20 protein-coding genes are annotated in these 21,676 nt (G+C 65.6%); 8 read left to right on the forward strand and 12 right to left on the reverse strand.

What is annotated here, in order from left to right; genetic code table 11:
• Positions 1 to 40: 40 nt before the first annotated feature.
• Positions 41 to 1,468 (reverse strand): RtcB family protein, encoded by a 1,428-nt coding sequence (locus RBA41_RS22205; protein ID WP_306626426.1) that lies wholly within the window; start codon positions 1,466 to 1,468, stop codon positions 41 to 43.
• A 220-nt stretch (positions 1,469 to 1,688) separates the two neighbouring features.
• On the opposite strand from RBA41_RS22205, the gene RBA41_RS22210 reads away from it, so the two are divergent.
• A complete protein-coding gene (locus RBA41_RS22210) occupies positions 1,689 to 2,801 on the forward strand; it encodes an ABC transporter substrate-binding protein (RefSeq protein ID WP_306626427.1) in 1,113 nt (370 codons plus the stop codon).
• Here the strand turns inward: RBA41_RS22210 and cphA are convergent.
• From cphA to RBA41_RS22235, 5 genes are all read right to left on the reverse strand, one after another.
• Positions 2,769 to 5,378 carry a cyanophycin synthetase gene (cphA, locus tag RBA41_RS22215; RefSeq protein ID WP_306626428.1) on the reverse strand — a complete coding sequence of 870 codons (2,610 nt, stop codon included), beginning with the start codon at positions 5,376 to 5,378 and terminating at the stop codon, positions 2,769 to 2,771. The two genes, RBA41_RS22210 and cphA, sit on opposite strands and share 33 nt — an antisense overlap.
• Before the next feature lie 5 nt (positions 5,379 to 5,383).
• Entirely contained in the window at positions 5,384 to 6,253 is an 870-nt protein-coding gene (locus RBA41_RS22220) for a cyanophycinase (protein ID WP_306626429.1), read from the reverse strand.
• Complete coding sequence (locus RBA41_RS22225) at positions 6,250 to 7,260, reverse strand: methyltransferase (protein WP_306626430.1); 1,011 nt, start codon at positions 7,258 to 7,260, stop codon at positions 6,250 to 6,252. The genes RBA41_RS22220 and RBA41_RS22225 overlap by 4 nt, the downstream gene beginning before the upstream one ends.
• Before the next feature lie 28 nt (positions 7,261 to 7,288).
• The gene (locus tag RBA41_RS22230) at positions 7,289 to 8,767 is read right to left on the reverse strand and encodes an iron-containing redox enzyme family protein (RefSeq protein WP_306626431.1); all 1,479 of its coding nucleotides are present in this window, start codon (positions 8,765 to 8,767) and stop codon (positions 7,289 to 7,291) included.
• A 96-nt stretch (positions 8,768 to 8,863) separates the two neighbouring features.
• Positions 8,864 to 9,742 (reverse strand): isoaspartyl peptidase/L-asparaginase, encoded by an 879-nt coding sequence (locus RBA41_RS22235; RefSeq protein WP_306626432.1) that lies wholly within the window; start codon positions 9,740 to 9,742, stop codon positions 8,864 to 8,866.
• Positions 9,743 to 9,958: 216 nt separating this feature from the next.
• On the opposite strand from RBA41_RS22235, the gene RBA41_RS22240 reads away from it, so the two are divergent.
• Both RBA41_RS22240 and RBA41_RS22245 read left to right on the forward strand, forming a co-directional pair.
• Entirely contained in the window at positions 9,959 to 10,528 is a 570-nt protein-coding gene (locus RBA41_RS22240) for a hypothetical protein (protein WP_306626433.1), read from the forward strand.
• 48 nt (positions 10,529 to 10,576) lie between these two features.
• Positions 10,577 to 10,705, forward strand: coding sequence for a hypothetical protein (locus RBA41_RS22245; RefSeq protein ID WP_306626434.1), 129 nt, complete (start codon positions 10,577 to 10,579; stop codon positions 10,703 to 10,705).
• On the opposite strand, the gene RBA41_RS22250 is transcribed toward RBA41_RS22245, so the two are convergent.
• The gene (locus tag RBA41_RS22250; RefSeq protein ID WP_306626435.1) at positions 10,687 to 11,325 is read right to left on the reverse strand and encodes a TetR/AcrR family transcriptional regulator; all 639 of its coding nucleotides are present in this window, start codon (positions 11,323 to 11,325) and stop codon (positions 10,687 to 10,689) included. The genes RBA41_RS22245 and RBA41_RS22250 overlap by 19 nt on opposite strands.
• Before the next feature lie 89 nt (positions 11,326 to 11,414).
• Here RBA41_RS22250 and RBA41_RS22255 point away from each other — a divergent pair, with 89 nt between their 5' ends.
• Both RBA41_RS22255 and ribB read left to right on the forward strand, forming a co-directional pair.
• Positions 11,415 to 12,599: an arabinose transporter gene (locus tag RBA41_RS22255; protein WP_306626436.1), complete on the forward strand. Its 1,185-nt coding sequence runs from the start codon at positions 11,415 to 11,417 to the stop codon at positions 12,597 to 12,599.
• Positions 12,600 to 12,630: 31 nt separating this feature from the next.
• Positions 12,631 to 13,275: a 3,4-dihydroxy-2-butanone-4-phosphate synthase gene (gene ribB / locus RBA41_RS22260; protein WP_306626437.1), complete on the forward strand. Its 645-nt coding sequence runs from the start codon at positions 12,631 to 12,633 to the stop codon at positions 13,273 to 13,275.
• 168 nt (positions 13,276 to 13,443) lie between these two features.
• Here ribB and RBA41_RS22265 read toward each other — a convergent pair whose 3' ends face one another.
• From RBA41_RS22265 to RBA41_RS22285, 5 genes are all read right to left on the reverse strand, one after another.
• Positions 13,444 to 13,770: a hypothetical protein gene (locus RBA41_RS22265; RefSeq protein WP_306626438.1), complete on the reverse strand. Its 327-nt coding sequence runs from the start codon at positions 13,768 to 13,770 to the stop codon at positions 13,444 to 13,446.
• 413 nt (positions 13,771 to 14,183) lie between these two features.
• On the reverse strand, positions 14,184 to 14,351 hold the full coding sequence (locus RBA41_RS22270) for a hypothetical protein (RefSeq protein WP_306626439.1): 168 nt from the start codon (positions 14,349 to 14,351) through the stop codon (positions 14,184 to 14,186).
• Positions 14,352 to 14,417: 66 nt separating this feature from the next.
• Entirely contained in the window at positions 14,418 to 15,977 is a 1,560-nt protein-coding gene (locus RBA41_RS22275) for a sensor domain-containing diguanylate cyclase (protein ID WP_306626440.1), read from the reverse strand.
• A gap of 346 nt (positions 15,978 to 16,323) precedes the next feature.
• Positions 16,324 to 16,875, reverse strand: a complete 552-nt coding sequence (locus RBA41_RS22280) for an RNA 2'-phosphotransferase (RefSeq protein WP_306626441.1) — start codon at positions 16,873 to 16,875, stop codon at positions 16,324 to 16,326.
• Between the two features lie 114 nt (positions 16,876 to 16,989).
• Entirely contained in the window at positions 16,990 to 17,655 is a 666-nt protein-coding gene (locus tag RBA41_RS22285) for an NUDIX hydrolase (protein ID WP_306626442.1), read from the reverse strand.
• Between the two features lie 172 nt (positions 17,656 to 17,827).
• Between RBA41_RS22285 and RBA41_RS22290 the strand changes: the two genes are divergently transcribed.
• The 3 genes from RBA41_RS22290 to RBA41_RS22300 all read left to right on the forward strand — a co-directional run bounded on the left by RBA41_RS22290 (position 17,828) and on the right by RBA41_RS22300 (position 21,665).
• On the forward strand, positions 17,828 to 18,697 hold the full coding sequence (locus tag RBA41_RS22290; RefSeq protein ID WP_306626443.1) for a cysteine hydrolase family protein: 870 nt from the start codon (positions 17,828 to 17,830) through the stop codon (positions 18,695 to 18,697).
• A 63-nt stretch (positions 18,698 to 18,760) separates the two neighbouring features.
• On the forward strand, positions 18,761 to 19,951 hold the full coding sequence (pncB, locus tag RBA41_RS22295; protein ID WP_306626482.1) for a nicotinate phosphoribosyltransferase: 1,191 nt from the start codon (positions 18,761 to 18,763) through the stop codon (positions 19,949 to 19,951).
• 16 nt (positions 19,952 to 19,967) lie between these two features.
• Positions 19,968 to 21,665, forward strand: a complete 1,698-nt coding sequence (locus RBA41_RS22300; protein WP_306626444.1) for an NAD+ synthase — start codon at positions 19,968 to 19,970, stop codon at positions 21,663 to 21,665.
• The last annotated feature ends 11 nt before the right edge of the window (positions 21,666 to 21,676 follow it).

Genomic DNA, 21,676 nt, shown 5'->3' on the forward strand with positions numbered 1-21,676 from the left:
TGTTTGGATCGCGGCGGCGGCGAATGGTTCGGCGCCACGTTCATGCCTTGAAGGTCAGCAGCGGGGACAGCTTGGCGACCGGGCGCACCAGTCCTTCTTCCACCTGCGATTCGATCACCGGTCCGATCGGCTTGTAGGCCCCGGGCGCTTCTTCGATGCGGCGCTCCTCCCGCAGCGTGATGCACTCGAACTGGCGCTGCGTGCCCGCGCCCGCGTCGTGCTTCGACTTCCACGCCATCTCCATGCGCGACACCGCCCGTCCCGCGCCATGGCTGGCCGAACTGGCCCAGCGTTCGTGACCGAGGCCGTCGAGCAGGTACGAGTCGTCGCCCATCGAACCGGGAATGAGCAGCGGCTGCCCGGCATGCGCGGGCGTGGCGCCCTTGCGGTGCACATTGCCGCCCGCTTCACTGAGCACGATGTTGTGCGGCACGTCGCACACCAGCGGCATCGACTGGTCGCCGAACACCTGGCGGATGCGCTGGCGCACCAGTTCCACGATCAGCGCCCGGTTGGCGTCGGCGTAATGGGCGGCGGCGTGCATGGCCGTCAGGTATTCGGCGGCCAGCGGCCCGCACAGGCCGTACAGGCCGGACTCCGGATGCTTGACGCCCGATGGCCACTCGGCCCTGGCGCGGTCCATCCAGCGCGTGCCGATGTACGAACCGACGTCGCGCGAGCCGCTGTGCACCATCAGCGCCAGCTGGCCCGGCCGCACGCCCAGCTCGAAGGCGCGGTGGCGGTCCAGCACTTGCGAGACGTACTGGAACTCGCAGAAGTGATTGCCGGCGCCCAGCGTGGCCAGGCCCGGATCGCGCAGCAGGCCGCGGCGGGTATCCTGCAGCGCTTCGGGCGCATAGTGCGCGTTGCCGGCGATGTGCGAGGCCGCGAACAGGCGCGCCGTTTCCGCTTCGACCTGGGCGAAGTCGATGTGCGCGAACAGGCCCTCGCGCGTGTTGCGCATGGCGCGCCAGAAAGCGCCCAGGCCGTCGGAAAACAGCGCCGTCATGGCCGCCGGCGTGGTCGGCACGTTGCGCGCCGCCTCCAGCAGGTCGCCCTTGAGCAGGGCGACCAGGCGCTCCTTGTGCGCCAAAAAGCGCTCGAGCGGCACATCGAGCACGTGCAGGCGCATGCCGCAGTTGATGTCGCGCCCGATCGATTCGGGCACCACGAAGTCGTGGTTGGTGACGAGGATGCTGCCGACCGGTACCGGCGCGCCGGGATGGAAATCGGGCGTGGCGCAGGCGCGGCAGACATGCCCGCCATGCGGATGGCGCATGCCGGCGAATGCCAGCAGCTGGCTGACCGCTTTCGCTTCCAGCGGCAGGCTGTCGGGCAGCAGGATTTCGGCGCGCACGTCGGACCGCAAGGTCGACTGCACACGCAGGATATTGCCTTCGCGTTCGGCGAAGATATTGTGGGAGGCAAGGGCTTTGGCCAGGCGTTTGGCCGATACGGTAGTGCTCATTTTTGGCTGCTTTCAGGGGACGAAGAAAAACGCACCTTCGAAAAGGCGGTTTCTTCAGAGGCAGCAGCCAATACAACGAAGAGGGCCGATTATAGCAGGGCGCCCGCAAGCATGGTGATTTCGTTAAGATTAAAGTGTAAATGAAATCAAAGTTGCAGCACGTCATCACCCTGTCATACCTCGTGCGTACCATCGCGGTTTTCACCCCCGAGAGTCGACCGTGAAGTCCTGTATCCGTGCCCTGTGGCTGGCAATGAGCGTCTGTTTAACCCTGCTGGCCACCCGCGCCAGTGCCGCCGAGCAGATCGTGGTCGGCCATGCGATCGACCTGTCCGGTCCCAACGGCAGCATCGGCCGCGATTACGTGGCCGGCATCACCACCTATTTCGACAGCATCAACGTCAAGGGCGGCATCAACGGCAGGAAGATTGTCTACACCGTGCGCGACGACCGCGGCGTGGCGGCCGAATCGGCCAGGCTGGCCAGTTCCCTGATCCAGCAGGACCGCGCCAATTTCCTGCTCGGCGCCATCGGAGCCGAGTCGACCCAGGCCATCCTGGCCGCGCCGGCCTTTGCCGACTCGCGCCACGTGCTGTTTGCGCCGCTGACCGACGCCTTCGCGGCGCCGCGCGGGCGCGTCATTTTCTGGCGTCCCAGCATGGAGCGCGAGTGCCAGTTCATCCTCGCCTACTTCGACAAGCTGGGACTCAAGAAGGTCGGCATCGTCCTGCAGGACACGCCGCAGAACCAGAAGACTTACCAGATGGTGGCCGAGGAAGTGCGCAAGCGCGGCATGACCCTGGCCGGTACCGCGCGCGTGTCGGCCAATATCGAGGCCGATGCGAAGCAGTTAAGTGCCTCCGGCGCGAAAGTGGTGCTGATGATCGCCGATACCATCGGCGCATCGCAGTTCCTCAAGGCCTTCCGCAAGCATGATGCGAGCACGTTTGTCGCCGGCACCTCGCTGATCAACCTGGCCACCTTGAGCGAAATCGCCGGCGCCCGTGCCACCGAGTGGACCGTGTTTTCGCAGGTGGTGCCCAATCCGGGCAGTACCGCCTCAAGGCTGCAGTCCGAGCATATCGACATGATGAAAAAATTCCGCGACGAGCCGGTATCTTCCATCACGCTCGAAGGCTTCGCCGTCGCCAAGACGCTGGTCAAGGCGATTCAGATGGAAGCGGGCGGGCGCGGCGCCCTGCAGACGATGGCCGCCAGCCGCACCCCGATCGACATCGGCGGCATGACGATCATGTCGTCCGACCGCAAGAGCACCATGTCCGAATTCGTGGACATTGCCTTATTCAAGCGGGACGGTCGCCTGATGTATTGATGGCGCGGCGGCAGGCAGCCCTGGCGCCAGGTCGACGTAGCGCGCCGTCTCGCGCAAGGCGGTGGCGGCCGAGCCACAGGCGAACACCAGCACGTCGCCCGGCTGGCAGCGCGCCATCGCCGCCGTGAACGCATCGCTGACCGGCACGATGGCGTGCAGCAGGTGGTCTTCTTTCCCGGCGCGGCGCGCGCCATCGAGAATGGTGCGCGCCGTCTCGCCGCTGGCGCGCCCGCGCGGATCGGCTTCGTACACGAACAGTTCATCGAAACCTTCGGCGCAGGTGTGGCCGATGTCGAGCAGGTCGGCCTCGCGCCGGTCGCCGGGGCAGGTGAGCACCGCGATGCGGCGCCCGCCGGAGAGCGACCGCGCCATCGACGCCATGGCCGCATAGGCCGCCGGGTTGTGCGCGTAGTCGACCACGATGGTCACGCCCTGTGCGCTGTAGATGTTCGAGCGCAGCGGATTGTTGTCGCGGTCCGATACGAACGTGGACAGGCCGGCGACAATCTGGGCAGGGGTAAAGTCCGCCCCCATCAGGGCCGCCGCCGCAGCCAGGGCATTGGCGATGTTGTAGCGCGCGTGGCCGTGCAGGCTCGCCGGCATGCGCTCTGCGCGCAGCAGTTCCAGCCTGCGCGAGCCGTCGTCGAGGATCAGCGCATTTTCCTGGAACCAGGCGGCGCGCCCGCCGTTGTCGAGGTGGCGCAGCAGGACCGGGTTTTCCGGCTCCATGGAAAAGAAGATGCGCTCCACGTCGGCCGACACCTGGGCGCTCATCGCCACGCACAGCCGGTCGTCGGCGTTCAGGACCACCGCGCGCGAAGCGGCATTGGCCACCACCGCCTTGACCGCTGCCAGTTCGGCCACGGTCTCGACGCCATCGAGCCCCAGATGGTCGGCCGAGATGTTGAGCACCACCGCCACCGCGCAGCGGTCGAACGCCAGGCCGCGCTTGAGGATGCCGCCGCGCGCCGTTTCCAGCACGGCGATATCGACGCTGGGGGTGGCGAGCAGGGTGCGGGCCGAATGGTAGCCGGCGCAGTCGCCATCGATGATCTGGTGGCCGTCGATGAACACGCCCTCGGTGGTGGTCACGCCGGTGCGCAGGCCGGCCAGGCGGGCGGCATGCGCGATCATCAGCGAGGTCGTGGTCTTGCCGTTGGTGCCGGTGACGGCGATGACGGGAATGCGGCCGTCGCTCTCGCCGAACATCGCCTCGACGATGGACTCGCCGGCATTGCGGGCCTGGCCCTGGCTCGGGTATTCGTGCATGCGGATGCCGGGTGCGGCGTTCACTTCGATCAGGGCGCCGCGCTGGGCGCGCAGGCACAGCGCAATGTCGCTGCAGATCACGTCGATGCCCGCCACGTCCAGGCCGATGATCTGTGCGGCGCGGATGCACATTTCGCGCGTGGCAGGGTGCACAAGGTCGGTCACGTCTTCGGCGGTGCCGCCGGTGGACAGGTTGGCGTTGCCGCGCAACTGGACCTCGGCGCCGTTTGGCACCACCGAATCGAGCGCGTAGCCTTGCTCCGCCAGCAGCGCCAGCGCCAGGTCGTCGAGCCGCAGGCGCGTGAGGATGTTGGCGTGGCCGTCGCCGCGCGCCGGATTGCGGTTTTCAAGATCGACCAGGTCCTGCACGGTGGATGTGCCATCGCCGGTGATGGAAGGCGGGCGGCGCAGCGAGGCGGCGGCGAGCCTGCCGCCGGTGACCAGCAGCCGGTAGTCGCGCCCTTCGATGAAGCGCTCGACGATGATGCGGCGGCCATACTGGCGCGCGAAATCGAAGGCGGTACGGACCGTGCCGGCATCGATGCATTGCGTGGTGACGCCCTTGCCCTGGTTGGCGTCGAGCGGCTTGACGGTGACGGGAAAGCGCAGGCGCGTTGCCAGCGCCACCGCTTCATCGGCCGTGCCGGCCACACCGCCCTTGGGTACCGGAATGCCGCCCTGTTCGAGCAGGGACTTGGTCAACTGCTTGTTGCTGGCGATGCCGACCGCGATGGTGGGGGTGTCGCCGGTGATGGTCGCCTGCAGGCGCTTCTGGCGGCTGCCCCAGCCAAGCTGGAACAGATTGGCTTCGTCGGTCAGGCGAACCGCGGGAATGCCGCGCGCCTGCGCCGCGCTGACCACGGCGGCCGTGCTGGTGCCGATGGCGCCGCGTTCGGCCACTTCGTGAAGCGCTTCAAGACGCCCGCTCCAGTCTTGCGCCTCGCCGCGCGCCAGTGCCTGCACCATGTCGAGCGCCAGGGCCATTGCCTCGACGGCGACCTGCTCGCGCTGGTAAGCGACCACGATGCGCCAGTGCGTCTCGTCGACTTTGCCGGTCAAGCCAAAGCTGACCGGCGTACCGGCCAAGGTTTGCAGTTGCAGCGCCGCTTGTTCGGCCGCGTGCGCCAAGGTGGCGTAGCTGCGCCGGCCGGCCATGCCGGGCAGTTGCGCAAGCAGCGCGTCGGCAAAATCGGGAAGGTCGGCGGGGACGATGCCCGGCAACTCGCCGGCATCGACAATGGTTTGCAGGCAGGTCAGCCGGGACCAGCGATTGGGGCCGCGCAGGACGCGCTGTTCGATGATGTTCATGTTGTTTATGCGATGTTGGTAACGATTTTCAAGAAGTCGGACAAGGCCGCCGGCGTTGCGGTGTCGCCGGGGGCGCCGTAGCGCGAGCCGGACGGCAGCAAGTGAAGGCGCACATCCACCATTTCAGGCACGCTGCGGTGGCGGATGTCGGCCACGTTCGACACCATGTGACGGCCGTCGATGACGGTGACGGCGCCGGCGCCCAGGATCTCGATGCCGCCGCCCGCGTCGATCAGCAGCGCCGTGTCTTCGTCAATGCCGACGCCGAGCAGATACGGGTTTTGCGCCACCACGGTGAGCAGCCGGGCGAGGCGCTGGCGCTCGGAGAAATGCTGGTCGATCACCACGCGCTGCACGAAGCCGATGCCGGCGCCCAGGCTGACCGTGCCTTTTTCCGGATGCAGGTCGGCTTTGCCGTCGGCCAGCATGTGGGCCGACATGGCCGACGCGCCGGCGCTGGTGCCGGCGATGCAGGCCCCGCGCGCAAGGGCCGCGTGCAGCGCTTCGTCGAGCTTTGTTCCGCCGATCAGTGCCAGCAGCCGTTTCTGGTCGCCGCCGGTGATGAAGATGCCGTCCGCCTGCGCCACCTCGGCCGCCATGGCCGCATCGTTGGCCTCGGCGCGGCTGGCGATGTGCACCGGCTTGCGGCTGGTCACATTCATGCCGCCGAACGCGGCGTCGTAGATGGCCCACATGCGTTCGGGCACGCGGCTGGCCGCCGTCAGCACCGCGATGCGCTTGTCCGCCCCACCGCACAGGGCGATGAAGCGTTCCAGGATCTGCATGTCGTCTTCGCGGTCTTCGCTGCCGCCGATGATCAGGAGGCTGCCGCAGCGCGTATCGGCCGGTAGGGGTGCTTGAGCGGGCCCGCTCATGCGCTGCCGTCGGGGCGGGTGGCGCACAGCCACACCGCCGCGATCCGGTCCGCGTAGGCGTACGGGGCTTCGTCGAGTTCTTCGCCGAACACGTCGGGGTCGATTTCGTCGTAGGTCCAGTGAAAACCGGCGGCGCGCAGGCGCGGTTCGACCGCCTGGCGGAACGGGTCGGCGTTGGCCACGATGGCCGCGCCGGTGTACAGCATCAGCGTGCCGCCGGGCGCGAGGCGCTTGATGGCTTCGTCGACAATGGCCACCGACAGGCCGGCGCCCAGGTCGCCGCCGCCGTGGCGGTAGGCGCGCTGTTCGCGGTCGATCAGGTAGGGTGGGTTGGCGACGATCAGGTCGAACTGGCCGTCGACGCTTGACAGCAGGTTGCTGTCGACGGGCGTGAGCTTGGCCACGCCGGCGATGCGGGCGTTGATTTCGGCGAGCACCAGCGCGGCCGGGTTGATGTCGACCGCGAACACGTCGGCGTCGGGATGGGCCAGCGCGATCGTGATGGCGCCAGGCCCCGCGCCGCAGCCGATGTCCGCCGCGCGCCTGACTGGCGCGCTGCGCGCCGCCAGCGAGATGCGCATGGCGCGCACGAAGCGGTAGGTGTCGGGTCCGAAGAACACGGCGTCGGCCGCGCTGGTCGGATAGGCTGAATGCAGGTACAGCTGGCCGTCGAGGGTGGAGGCGCGCAGCACGCTGCGCAGCATGCCGTTGTCGTGGTTGACCACCTCGGCGTCGTGCATCAGGTCCATCAGCGTGGCGTTGACCACGGCCGGCTTGAAGGCGCGGCTCCAGCCGAAGATGCCCGACAGGTCATGCGCCCAGCCGCTGGCCAGGCGCGCATTGACGCGGCTGTGGGTGAGCGGGGTGACGGTAGTGAAGGCGTAGCCGTGCTGCTTCAGGGCGCAGCCCAGCGCATGCAGCGCGGCCTTGCGGTCCTCGCTGGCGATGCCGATGGGCGGCGCCTGGTCGAGCCGGTGACCGTCGATGGAGATAATGGAGGCGCTCATGCTGTTCCTGTCGTTGTGGTTTTGCCGGTCAGCCGAGCAGGCGCACGAACATGCGCGTTGCCATCAGGCCGGTGGCGGTGTGGTGTCTGGATGGCGCCATGTGCGCCACCAGCAGTTTCATGGCGGCGCTGGTCGATGGCGCCAGTGCGACGGCTTGTTCGAGGCGGCGCAGCTGGTCGTTTTCGGCTTCATGTTCGCCGGCATGGCCGGCGTACGGATAGCGGATCAGGGCGCGCGCGCCGTGGGCTTTCGGCGGCGCGCCGCGGGCCGGGGCGAGCGCGCGCTGGCGCGCGCGGAACGAGGCCACGCGCGGCGCGCCGGTGGCGGGGTCGCCCGCCTGCGCCGGGGAAGCGATCCAGTCGGCCAGCACCTGCTGCTCGTAGCTTGAGAAGACGCCGAACATCTCGGCATGGTCGCCCTGCAGCAGGCCCCAGAAGCGGCTTTCCTGGGGCGCCGCGCCGCGTTTGATCCAGCCGGTGCTTTCAAAGGCGCGCAGCAGGTCGGGGATTTGCTGCGGATCGGCCAGCCAGGCGTTGATGTTTTTGCCGGCCACGCGGCAGTAGTCGCTGTGCATGTTCTGTCCGACCACAGCCTTGGCCGCGAGGATGCGCACCAGTTCTGCTTCCAGGTCGAAGGAAGCGATCACGGAGTTGGTGTTTTCGCCCAGTTCATTGAGCTTGTAGCCTTCTCGTACGCGGCGATAGAATTCGGCCGGATCGGCGGCGCGGGCGGCCACCCGTTGCAGTGCGTCGACCGCGTCGCGTGCGTGCCCGGTCGAGCCATTGTCCACGGTGATGTGCAGGGTGAAATAGTACGGGTCGATTCCCAGCTCGTTCAATTCGTAGGCGGTGATGAGCAGGTGCAGCGGCAGCTGTTCGTAGCCGAGGTTATAGCCGATCATCTCGGGCAGGAAGCTTTCGCCCGCATGCGCCAGCGCCAGTTGCAGCGCGCCCTGGGTGAAGTGGGCGCCATCGAGGTCGTCCCATTCGGCGCAGCCGTGGTTGTCGAGCAGGCGCTGGTACAGCACCACATGGTTCTTGTCGGGCAGGCCGTCACCCAGTTCCTCGACATAGGTCTTGACCAGGGGGCGGAAGTCGTTCTCCTGCCAGCGCTGCAGGGCGCCGTACAGCCAGGCGCCGTCCACCAGCTTGGTCGGCGCCACGCAGCGCAGGAAGTACAGCGCATGCGCCTTGCTGGTGAAGAAGCGGCGCGGGGCGCCATCGCGGCGGCTGGCGAGGTATTGCTGGTACTGGGCGCCGATGGCGGCGCTGCGCGGCGCGATCCAGTCGTTCAGGCCGGCCGCGGTGTCGGGCAGGTCGCACGGGTGGGACGCGGCGCGCGCCAGCTGGCCCACCAGGTAGGCCTGGGCGTCGGCAGCGGCGCCGGCAGGCGCGTCGGCCTGCGAGAGAGTGTCGTACAGCGCACGGCAGCTGGTCGCGGCAGGCGCGCAACGGCGCGGAGCGATGACGGGTGGCGTGGCGAACGCGGTGCTTTGCATGTTGGACATGGGTGCGGAGTGTGGGTTTTTCAGAGAGGCCTCATTATCGCTGCCGCCCCGCGCGCCTCGTATCGGTGGTCAAGCTGTGCTTGTGTAAGACAACGATTACGCGAATTCCCGGATGGTTGCCCGTGGCATGGCGCGGTTGCTGCACGTTGCCTGGTCGGTGTTGCTTACCGCGATCAGGCCGACGGCTAGCGCCGGGTCGAACAGGTCGATGCCGCGCTGCAGCGCCTGCTCCAGCGGCGTGCCGGCCGCGATCCACTGGTACACCGTGAAGGCCAGCAGATGGCGCACGATCTGCTCGCCGATGCCGGTGGCCGCCACCGCGCCCTCCGGACCGGCATACAAGCCGCTGCCGATGATGGGCGTGTCGCCGACGCGGCCGAGCAGGGAAGGGGCCGAGCCGCCGGTCGAGCTTGCTACTGCGAAGTGGCCGTCGGCGCCGCGCACCACCGCGCCGACCGTGTCGCAGGCGTTCTCTCCGGCCTCGTCCAGCGGACGCTCGTAGTTCCACAGGCGGGCGAACGCGGGCCGCTCGCCCAGCGAGGCAAGCAGCCGCGCATGGGCCGCGCGCGCCTTGTCGGTCGGCTGGCGGAAGGGCGGGTGGCCGCCGGCGCGGGCGAAGCGGGTGGCGCCGTCGCCGGCCAGCAGCCAGTGCGGGCTGTCGGCCACCGCGCGCGCGACCAGTACCGGGTTTTTCACCTGCGTGATGCAGGCCACGCCGCCCAGGCGCCCCCGGGTATCCATGACGGCGGCATCCATTTCGATGCTCTGGCCGTCCAGGCACAGCACCGAGCCGGTGCCGGCGTTGAAGCGGCCGTCGTCTTCCATCGACACGACGGCGGCCACGGCGGCGTCAAGCGCATCGCCGCCGCGCCGCAGGGCGGCCAGCGCCAGGCCGGCGGCCAGGGTGCAGCCGTCTTCATTTTCCCTGGGAGTACCGGCGCCGCCGTGGACGACAATGGCATGGGCAGTGGACATGGATTTTCCGCTTGATTCGACGTGGGCTGCCATTATCCGGCGCGGCGCAGCGCGCCAGTGTGCGCTGTCTAACCCTTGGCGCGCATCGACCGCTGCGCCTTAGACTGCAGGTATATGCGTAAATGCGACAAGTGGTTATGTTTGCGATTCGTCAAGTTGACAAAATCGGCGTATGCTGGGTATTCAGGCCGATAGCGGCCGCCCACCGGGAAATGCATGACACCGTCCGACATCATTGCAACCGAGCAACTCGAACTCCGCCCGCGCACTGGAGTGGCACGAACGGAGGTGCGCGCCGTGCCGCGCGCGATGCCGCAGGATGGCGCGAGCCTGCGCGACACCTTGCGTGCGCGTTGCGAGGAGGCGCTGCTGCGCTGTTCGGCGCAGTCGGCCGGCATCAGCATTTTCGACAACGACGACCTGGACGAGTTGACCTGGGCCGCCACAGTGGGGACGCTGGGGCCGTTTGAAGGCCGGCGTTTCCCCCGCTCCGACAGCCCGTGCGGGCTGTGCTTTTCGTACCGGAAAACCCAGCTGCTGCTCCAGCCGCACCGCTATTTCGCGTGGATGGCGCAAACCGGCGTTGCCATTAACGAAGCGCTGGTGGCACCGCTGATTGGCCAGTACGGCGCGTTCTACGGGACCATCTGGGTGATGAGCCATGACGACCTGGATATCCATTTCAATCTCGACGATGCCGATACCCTGGCCGACCTGAGCCGCGGGCTGGCGACCACCATCCGGCTCAACGATATCCGCCGCGAGGCGGGCGGGAGCAAGTCTTGACCGGTCTGTTCCGCTGATTCGGCAATCTGTCGCAGGGTGGGCTATTTCATGGGCTTGCGCATCACCGAAGCGTATTACAAGCTGGCCAGGGACAAGCGCCAGGCGATTGTCGATATTCTCAACATCAAGGATTTCCAGCGCTTCCTGGCCGATAGCGGCTACGCCAGCGCGCCTTGACGGGCGGCGCCGGCGCGCAGGAAGCCTTCCAGCGCGTCGACGATGCTGCGCTCGATGTCGGCGCCGGCAAAGCGCGCCGGCGAGTCCATCACGGCCGCGTGCACCAGCGACTCCATCATGCGCAGCAGCATCCAGGTGGCGAGGTCGGGGTCGGGCTGGCCGATCTCGTCCTTGTGCCGTTGCAGCAGGTGCAGGATGCGCTGGAAGGAATTATTGTCCACCGGACTGTCCTGGCTGGGCGCATCGAAGAAAGGGAATTCCTTTTCCAGTACCTTGTGCAGTTCCGGTTCGACCTGGTGCGCCACCAGCCAGGCATGCACCATGGCTGCCAGGTGCTCGCGCAGGGTGCGCGGCTCTTTGCCGCCCAGCACGGCGTCGATGGCGGCGTACATCTGCGCGCCATGGCGCTCGTGCAGCGCCGTGATCAGCGCATCCTTGTTCGGAAAATACTGGTAGACCGATCCCACGCTGACCCCGGCGCGGGCGGCCACGGCATTGGTGTTCATGCCGGCGTAGCCGCGTTCTTCGAGAATGCGAGCCGTAGCCTGCAAAATCTGCTCGACCATGTGCTGGGAACGCGCCTGGCGCGGCGCTTTGCGGGGCGTGGGAAGAGGGCGCATGCGGTCCTTGGAATGCGAGTTTTCAATATGAGTAATTGCTCGTATTCTCTCACATCCCGAGCAATTGCTCGTCTTCCTGTGAGGCCATCATGCAGTTACAGCCGTACGGCGCCGCCGCGCCGCGCAGCCTGTTCGTTGAATTTTTTCCCATCACCCTGACCGTGTTCGTCGCGTTCCTGACGCTGGGCCTGGCGCTGCCGGTGCTGCCGCTGCATGTGCAGTCGGCGTTGTCGATGAGTCCGCTGGTAATCGGCATTGTGGTCGGCAGCCAGTTCGTGGCGGCGCTGTTGTCGCGGGCCTGGGCCGGGAACACGGTCGATACGCGCGGCGCCAAGCGCGCCGTAGTGGTTGGTCTGGGGCTGGGCGCATGCTCGGGTATCGCTTGCCTGGCGTCGCTGGGCGCGCCGGCCGGGTACGGCGCCGTGGCGATCCTGATCGGTGCGCGGGTGCTGCTCGGCTGCGCCGAAAGCCTGGTCGTGACCGGTGCGCTGGGTTGGGGCGTGGGTCTGGCCGGGCCGCAGCACGCGGGCAAGGTCATGGCGTGGGTCGGCATCGCCATGTACGGCGCGTATGCAGCCGGCGCGCCGCTCGGCGTGTTCGTGTACGGCCGCTACGGCTTTGCCGGCATTGCGCTCGCCAGCGTGGCGATTCCTTTGGTGGCGCTGGCCATCGTCGCGCCGGTGAGGGCGCTGGCACCGTCGCACACGGTGCGCGTGCCGTTTTATAAAGTATTGCGCGCGGTATGGCTGCCCGGCCTGGGACTGGCGCTGTCGAGCATGGGGTTCAGCGTGATTACCGCCTTTGTAGCGTTGCTGTTTGCCGCCCGTGGCTGGGGCGATGCGGCACTGGCGTTTACGGCGTTCGGCACGGCCTTTATCGGCGCGCGGCTGCTGTTCGGCCATCTTCCCGATACGTTCGGCGGCGCGAAAGTGGCGCTGGTGTGCGTGCTGATCGAAGCGGCCGGCCAGCTGCTGATGTGGAGCGCGCCGTCGGCCCTGGTCGCCTGCGCTGGCGCGGCCATCACCGGGTTTGGCTACTCGCTCGCGTTTCCGGGCTTCGGGGTGGAGGCGGTGCGCCGCGCGCCGCCGCAAAGCCGCGCCGCCGCGATGGGGGCGTATGTCGCTTTCCTCGATATGTCGCTGGCGCTCGGCGGGCCGCTGGCGGGGCTGGTGGCGATGCGCTGGGAGGTGGGCAGCGTGTATCTGGCTGGCGCGGTCGCGGTGGCGTCATCCGCCTTCGTGGCGCTGCGCTTGCTGGCGACCCGGCCCGCCTGATCATTTTTCTATTCTAAGGGAGTTGGAACGTATGTTGGACTACATTGATACCGCGCCTGCCAGCGCCCTGGCCAATCGCATCCATGCCGCGCTTGGCGCGATGCGCGCGGGCGTGCCGGTGATCCTGATGGACGATCACGACCGCGAAAACGAGGCCGATCTGATCGTGGCGGCCGAGCGGCTGACGGTGGAAACGATGGCGTTGATGATCCGCGAATGCAGCGGCATCGTATGTCTGTGCCTGCCGCCGGAAACGGTGAGCGCGCTGGCGCTTGTTCCCATGAGCGCGCGCAACGGTAGCCGGCATGGGACGGCGTTTACCGTGTCGATCGAGGCGCGGGAGGGAGTGACGACCGGGGTGTCGGCGGCGGACCGGGTGGCCACGATCCGCGCGGCGGTCGCGCCAGACGCGCAGCCGGGCGACATGGTGAGCCCGGGCCATGTCTTTCCGCTCGCGGCCGAGGCTGGTGGCGTGCTGGCGCGGCGCGGCCATACCGAGGGATCGGTCGACCTGGCGCTATTGGCGGGCCTGCGCCCGGCCGCCGTGCTGTGCGAACTGATGAACGCGGACGGAACCATGATGCGCGGGGCGCAGATCGAAGGCTTTGCGGCGGCCCGGGACTTGCCGGTGCTGTCGGTGGCCGATATTGTGGCTTGGCGCAGCGGCGAGGCGTAGGACTTGGCGGCTGCGCACCCGGGCGCGTTCGCGGAACGAGGAGGCCGGCGCATCGGATCAGCCCCGCTTGCGCGGCGTCGACTTGACGAGGCCGGGGATCTCATCGGCGGCTTCGACGAACTGTATGGTGCGCATGTTTCTAGTGGGCACCGTGACATGCCTTCGTTCTTAAAGCTCCCCCGGTTTGGGTTCACTCAAAGTCGGGGAGGGTTCGGCGAGTCGGTGTTCATACATTCGGTCAAGTTCGCTGATGCCTGATTCATCATAATCAAGGTCAGCTTTAATTGCCTCCCTTAAGGAAATTTTTATTTTTGCTATTTTATTCCCAATATCATTTTCAATGAAAAAATTCAGCAATGATGCGGCAATTTCTTGTTGAGAAGGATTGGTTGCGGCAAACGCTGTTCCAAGCCTGAATAATTTAGTATCCAGCCAGTTCAACTCGGTGAGCGCTTCCAATACCACCTGCTTTTCTATTTTTATATGATTTTCCATTCGGTGTCCCTGATTCTGACTCGCTCGCCGCCGGCAGAAAGTTAGCCTGTCGGGTGGGTGGCGTAGAGCCGGTCGGCCCAGCGTTGGTCGGCGCGGCGCTCGTTGAGGGCATTCGCGGTTGGTGCCGAGGTGCCCCACGACGATGTTCATGCCATGTATTCGTGGGGGAGGATTTACGTGCTCGACTTGTTTCTGCAATAAAGCACAGCTTACTTTTCGCTCAGCGGCAATTGCAACAATTCACCATTGCAGACAGGGCAAGCTTTCGGCTGATGACTTCTTGTCCAAATCTCGCAGTGATAGCATATCTGCCCATACAATTCAGGCCTCGCCGCATTTACAGGTAGGGGACGGTCTTGTCGGCGTAGATTTCCTGTGCCGGGAGGTCGCCCTGCCAGACGAAAAGGATGGTTTCACCAGGGCAGGTTGGCGTGGGTTGTCGTGATCAGGCGGTTCGTGAGCGGGTCTTGGCGCGGCACGAACACCGTGCATTCCTGCTCGAAGCCGTGCCCCGCTTCATAGCCGGCGGCGGCCCGCGCATGGGGGCTGTAAGCCGGCAGGCAACATGCCATAAGAAACATTTACCCGTCGACCGGACCAAGCCATACGCTCGCGTCGCTGTGCACTTTCGACTGAACGACCCGTCCCTAGCTGCCCAGGATCGACGCGCGTTCGCGCCGCGAAGACGCCGCTGGCGCGTCCGGGCACACCCGGTTGCGCCCGGTCGACTTGGCCAGGTAGAGCGCCTTGTCGGCCGCTTCGACCAGCTGTTTCGACTCCATCCCTTTGGTCGGCACCAGTGCGTGCACGCCGCAGCTGATGGTGACGATGCCGGCCGGATTGGCCTGATGCTCGCGTGCGGCCGATGCAATCGACCTGCGCACCGACTCGGCCACCACGATCGCCCCATACAGGTCGGTATTGGGCAGCAGGATCGCAAACTCTTCGCCGCCGACGCGCGCAGCCAGGTTGCCGGCGCGGCGCCGGCCGGTGCGGATGCACTGGCCGATGAACTGCAGGCAGGCGTCCCCGGCCGGATGGCCGTAATGATCGTTGTACTTCTTGAAGAAATCGACGTCGAGCAGCACCAGCGCGAGCGAGGTGCCGTCGCGCACGGCGCGGTTGAATTCGGCGTCCAGACGGGCGTCGAACAGGCGCCGGTTGGCGATCCCGGTCAGGCCGTCGTTGCGGGCCAGCAGCTTGAGCGAGCGGTTCTTGGTCACCAGCGCCAGCTGGGCGTTGCGCAGCTGTTCTTCCAGTTCGTCGCGCAGGGTCACCTGGCGGAACAGGCGCAAGCCCATCCACATCAGGACCAGCAGCAGGATCACCACCCACGCCGTCGAGATATACGCGTTGGCCCACCAGTTCGCCAGCGTCTCGTCGGTCGACAGGCCCACCGCCACGAACAGCGGGTAGCGCCGCAGGGGACGGTAGCTGTACATGCGGTCGAGCGCATCGAGGTCGACCGGCACGGCGCGCGAAGCGGGCGTTGCGCGCCACTGCTTGAACATGGGTTCCTTGGCAATCGACATGCCGATGTTTTCTTGCACGTAAGGGCGACGCATCACCAGTGCGCCGCTATCCAGGGCGAGCGTGATGTTGCCTTCCTTGCCGATGTCGAAACTGTCGTAAAAGGTGCGGAAGAAGCTCAGTTGCACCGTGGCCAGGGCCACCCCGATGAAATTGCCGTTCTTGTCTTCCAGGCGGCGCGACACCGGCAGCACCCAGGTGTCGGTCGAGCGGCTGCGGATCGGCGGGCCGACATGGGCCAGCTTGTCCTTGTGCGTCTTGTGATAAACGAAATATTCGCGGTCGGCGTTATTCAGGACCGGAATCGGCTCGCGCAGCGAGTGCAGGGTCCAGTTGCCGCTGGCATCGTAGATATACATGCCCTGCAGCGATGGCGTGCGGCTGACGTGGTCGATCAGGTGCAGGTGGAGGCGCTCGCCGTAATGGGTGATGCCGTCGTGCTGCACGCTCTCGACCACGCTGGCCAGGATGGTGTCGACCAGCTCGATGGTGCTGTCGGCGTGGTCGGCCAGGGCGCGCGCCATGTTGGCGGTTGCCGCGGCGCTTTGCGCCAGCTGGGTTTCGCGCGCGCTGTAGATGCTCCAGCCCTGCACCGCCACCAGCGAAATGCAGACGACGAGCAGGAACGACGCGGCAATAGCGATCAGCGGCCGCTTTTTGCCATCGAGGTCTGTCACGGGCGGTACATGCTTATCAGCTTTCATGGCGGGGAAGGTCGCGTTCGGAAAGTGTCGTTGGGCGCGCATGCGCGCAATGCGCACGGCGCGGGCGGCGTGTTCATGCAGCCTGGATTGAATCGGAAAATGGCGCCTGCACTCACATCGTCGTAGCTCCGCAAGGCGACTTGGCCGGGGCTGACCGGATACGCGCGGTGATTGAATAATAGAGGGGCCATTCTACCTTAGCGCATGCGAACTGGAATCAAATATTTACTCAAGGAATGCTTGTCTGTTGTTTCATAAAGCGAATACCAGCATGCCTTGCCATTGTCCGGGCGCCGCGGTCAATTGCCGCAGAGAAAAATCAAGGGAAAGTGATAAAGCGCTTGTTCACCGGGCCGGTCAGCCACACACCGTTGGCGGACAGATAAAATTCCTGCCCCTGTTCATGCAGGGCGAGTGCCTGGACCGTCAGCACCACCGGCACGCCGTGGCGCTGGCCGACGGACATCGCGGTAGCGATGTCGGCCGACAGGTGCACATGGTGGCGCGAGGCGGGAATGAGGCCCTGGTCGCGGATCGACGCGGTAAAGCGCGTGGCGGTGCCGTGGTACAGCACTGGCGGCGGGGTCACCGGCACCAGTGCCAGGTCGACCCCGGCCACCGAGTGGCCCTGGTTGGCGCGGATACGCTTGCCGTCGTCGCTGATGGCAAAGCGCTTTTTATCGTTGTCGGCAACGACTTCCTGCAGCAGTTCGGGGGTGATGCGCTTGCCATGCTTGGCGGCGCGCGTCATCAGCTCGTCGATATCGGCCCAGCCGTTCTGGTCGAGCGCGAGCCCGATGGTGCCAGGGCTGTGGCGGAGAATCAGGGACAGGAATTTACTGATTGCTACGGTACGGTTGGAGTCGCTCATCAAATGAAATGATTGTTCTTTTATATGTTTACGTTTAGTCATGTCTCATAATTATACGTGACGGCAATGCAAGGATAGCAAGATAATAGGATATTGCTGTTGCATGAAACGCCACTACAGGCCCCGTTCGAGCAGGGTCAGGGTTTTTCTGACCGCCGCTTTCAGGCGGTACAGCTGGGCCGGGCGATGGGCGCCGGCCGCTTCGAACTGGCCGTCGACCGGGTCGAGCATGTCCATTTCGCTCATCTTGCGGCGAAAGCTCACCTTGTTCAGGGTCTCGCCGAGCAGCAGTTCATAGATACGCTGCAATTGCGGCAGGGTGAAGGTGTCGCCGGCCAGGAAGCAGGGCAGGGAGGAGTACTGGCTTTTGTTGCGCAAGCGTTCCAGCGCCGTGGCGATAATTTCGTTGTGGTCAAATGGCAACGGTCCGAGCTGCGACAGGGGCACGACATGCACGGCGGCGTCATCGTGCGCAGCCAGCAGCTCGTACGGTACCAGCGCATAGTGAGCGACCGACAACGACCAGCCGCGCGGATCGCGCTCGGCCCCCGAGAAGGTGGCCAGTTGCTCCAGATAGGGAGCGACGATGCCGGTCTTGTCCTTGATGACGCGCATGGCCGCATCGTGGGCGCTCAAATCGTCTTCCGGATGCACATAGCCGCCCGGAATGGCCAGCGCGCCCTGGAAGGGGGTGTGTTCGCGCCGCAGCAGCACGGCGGCCAGCTCTTCTCCGACCAGGGTGAGCAGCACGATATCGACAGTGCAGATCACCGCGCTCATGCGCCTGCCGCCGTCGCGCAGCGCTGAACATTGCTCATAATTAATTTTCCGGACATTGTTTCTCCTTCATATAGATCAGGTCAGCATCGGATGAACAAATTATTGCATAGTTAGTTGCAAAAGTAAATTAAGTAGCTTATGCTTGTCGTACTGTACTCACAAGGACAAGGTAATGAAACGCAACCTCCATCTGCTCGTGATCGATCCGCAAAACGATTTCTGCGATTTGCCGGCCGACTATCTGCCGCCACCCGTGGGCGCCAACGCCGCACTGGCGCCGGCGCTGCCGGTCAGCGGCGCGCACGCCGACATGCTGCGCGTGGCCGACCTGATTCGCAGCGGGCGGGATGGCCTGGCCGCGATCAGCATCACGCTCGACTCGCATCACCGCTTCGACGTGGCGCACAGTTCCTTCTGGATGGATGCGCAGCAGGGCGCGATCAACCCGTTCACCCAGATCACGGCGGCCGACGTCAGGCAGGGCAAGTACCTGCCGCGCAAGGCGAGTGCGCTGCCGCGCGTGCTGGCGTACCTCGATGCGCTGGAGGCGGCGGGCCGCTATACGCTCATGGCCTGGCCGGTGCACTGCGAGATCGGCTCCTGGGGCCACAACGTGCACGCCGACGTGCGCGCCGCCTACAACGCGTGGGAAGACAGCGCGCTGGGCATGGTGGGCAAGATCAGCAAGGGCAGCAATCCCTGGACCGAGCACTATTCGGCGGTGCAGGCCGAGGTGCCGGACGCCGATGACGACAGCACCCAGGTCAATCAAGCCTTCCTGAGTCTCTTGCGCGGGTCCGACCAGGTGTATATCACCGGCGAAGCGGGCAGCCACTGCGTGCGCGCCACCACCGAGCATATCGTCGCCAGCTGGGACCCGCGCCAGTTGTCGCAGCTGGTGCTGCTGACCGATTGCATGAGTCCCGTGACCGGCTTCGATGCCCAGTACGACGATTTCGTGCGCGACATGCGCGCGCGCGGCCTGCAGATTGCGCAAGCCGCTGACATCATGCCCGAGCTGCTGGCCAACGCGCGGCGCTGATCCGGCCTTTTCCGTTTCCCTTTCCTTTTTCCGACGCGTTCTTACGCGAACCATATGACACCGATTGTCCCGATTGTCCATAGTCTGCTTGAAACCGACCTGTATAAATTCACGATGTGGCAGGCGCTGTTGCACCGCCACCCGGCCGCCCAGGCCGAATATGCCTTCACCTGCCGCAACCAGAGCGCTTATCCGCTCTCCGAACTGAAGGCCGATGTGGAACGCGAACTCGATCATCTGTGTTCGCTCTCGTTCAAGCCCGAGGAAATCGCGTACCTGCGCGGCCTGCGCTTCATCAAGAGCGACTTCGCCGATTTCCTGACCGTGTTCCGCTTCCAGCGCCATTTCCTGAGCGTGGAAACCGACGGCGACGAGCTGCAGATCCGCGCCACCGGCCCGCAGGTGCACGTGATGGGCTTTGAAATCTACGTCCTGTACATCGTCAACGAGCTGTATTTCCGCCGTTTCGACCAGGAAGCCGCGCTGGCCGAGGGCCGCAAGCGCCTGCAGGCCAAGATCGCCCTGCTGCGCGACTTGGCCAGCGAGCCTGCAAAGCGCCATCCGTTCGAGTTTTTCGACTTCGGCGTGCGCCGCCGCTTTTCCGGCGCCTGGCACGAGGAAGTCGTCGCCACCCTGGCGCGCGAAGTGCCGGCCTACTTCAAGGGCACCTCGAATGTGTACTTCGCCATGAAGTACAAACTCGTTCCGATCGGGACCATGGCGCACGAATACCTGCAAAGCTTCCAGTCCTTCGGCGTGCGCCTGCGCGACTTCCAGAAGGCCGCGCTGGAAGACTGGGTCCAGGAATACCGGGGCGACCTCGGTACCGCGCTGACCGACGTGGTGGGCATGGATGCCTTCCTGAGCGACTTCGACCTGTATTTCGCCAAGCTGTTCGACGGCCTGCGCCACGATTCGGGCGATCCGGTGGAGTGGGGCGAAAAAGCGCTGGCGCACTACGCCAAGCTGCGCCTCGACGCCCATACGCGCCGCCTGGTGTTTTCCGACGGCCTCGATCTGCCGACCGCGTTTTCGCTGTACCGCCACTTTGCCGACCGCACCATGACCGGTTTCGGCATCGGCACCAACCTGTCGAACGATGTCGGCATCACCCCGCTCAATATCGTGATGAAGCTCATGTCCTGCAACGGCCAGCCGGTGGCCAAGCTGTCCGACTCGAAAGGCAAAACGCTGTGCAAGGACGAAACCTTCCTGGCGTATCTGCGCCAGGTGTTCAATCACCCCGCCGCCTGAGAAGAGAAAGAATCCGATGCTGAAAATCGCCATCGCCCAATTGAATCCGACCGTCGGTGATATCGACGGCAACAGCAGCGCCATCATCGCCGCCATGCAGCGCGCCGCCGGGCAGGGCGCCGACCTGGCCGTGTTCACCGAACTGGCCCTGTGCGGCTATTATCCGGGCGACCTGCTGGAAGAAACGGCTTTCCTGGACCGCATGCAGGCCGGCCTGGAGCGCGTATTGGATGCCTCGCGCGGCCTGCCCGGGCTGGTCTCGGTCGTTGGCGCCGTGCGCGCCAACGACGGCCCCGGCAAGCCCTTGTTCAACGCCTTGCTGGCGATCCGCGATGGCGTCATCGTCGCCGAATACTACAAGCAGCTGTTGCCGACCTACGGCGTGTTCGACGACCGCCGCCACTTCGAGCCCGGGCCGGAAGGCGCCTGCGTGCTGCAGGTCGGCGCCCATCGCATCGGTTTTCTGATTTGCGAAGATGGCTGGAACCACGAAGGGCGCGACTATAAAGTCAATCCGTTCACCGCGTTGCGCGAGGCCCGGCCCGATCTGGTGGTGAGCATCAACGCCAGCCCGTCCGATATCGGCAAGCGCGAACTGCGCCACAAGCTGTTTCGCACCGCGTCGGTCCATAACGAATTGCCGATCCTGTACGTGAACCAGGTCGGCGGGCAGGACCAGCTGGTGTACGACGGCGCTTCGTTTGCCGTGTCGCCCTCGCAGGGCATTGCCTTCGAGGCGCAGCGCTTCAGCGAGGATTTCCAGGTCATCGGCTTTACCCAAGGCCGCTTCAGCGCAGCCGATGGCTTCGCGCTGCCCGCGCCCGGCGCCGACGGCTTGCCGGTGGCCGAATTCGCGCGCCGCCAGATCGTGCTCGGCCTGCAGGATTATGCGCGCCGCTGCGGCTTTACCAAGGTCGTCGTCGGTTCTTCGGGCGGTATCGATTCGGCCCTCACTCTCGCGCTGGCGGTGGACGCCCTGGGACCGGAGAATGTGATCGCGGTGACCATGCCGTCGGCGTTTTCAAGCGAAGGCTCGGTCAGCGATTCGGTCGCGCTGTGCCGCAACCTGGGCATCACGCTGTACACGCATCCGATTCTGGACCTGGTCAAGCAGTACAGCATTGGTTTCGAGGGCGCGTTCGACCGCCCGCTGCAAGGCCTGCCGCTGGAAAACCTGCAGGCGCGCGTGCGCGGCACGATCCTGATGGCGTACTCGAATGCGTCCGGCACCTTGCTGCTCACCACCGGCAACAAGAGCGAAATCTCGGTCGGCTACTGCACTTTATATGGCGACACCAACGGCGGCCTTGGCCTGATTGGCGACCTGTATAAGACCGAAGTCTACGCCTTGTCGCGCCACCTGAACCAGCGCGCCGGGCGCGAGCTCATTCCCGACGCGGTGCTGACCAAGCCGCCATCGGCCGAACTGGCGCCGGGCCAGCAGGATACCGACAGCCTGCCCGAGTACGAGGTGCTCGACGAAATCCTCAAGTGGCACATCGAAGGGCGCCGCCTGCCGGCCGCCGAAGCGGCGCTCGCCGAGCAGTTCGTCCAAGACCTGCTGGCCGATGCGAATGGTGCGGCGCTGGTCAAGCGCATCCACGGCATGGTTGCGCGTAATGAATACAAACGGCGCCAGGCGCCTCCGATTATCCGGGTGCGCTCGCGCGCCTTTGGCAGCGGCCGTCAATTGCCGATTGCCGCTTACTATTGATGACCATGAAC

It is taken from the genome of Massilia scottii, from assembly GCF_030846495.1.
GTDB classification, from domain to species: Bacteria; Pseudomonadota; Gammaproteobacteria; order Burkholderiales; family Burkholderiaceae_D; genus Telluria_A; species Telluria_A violaceinigra.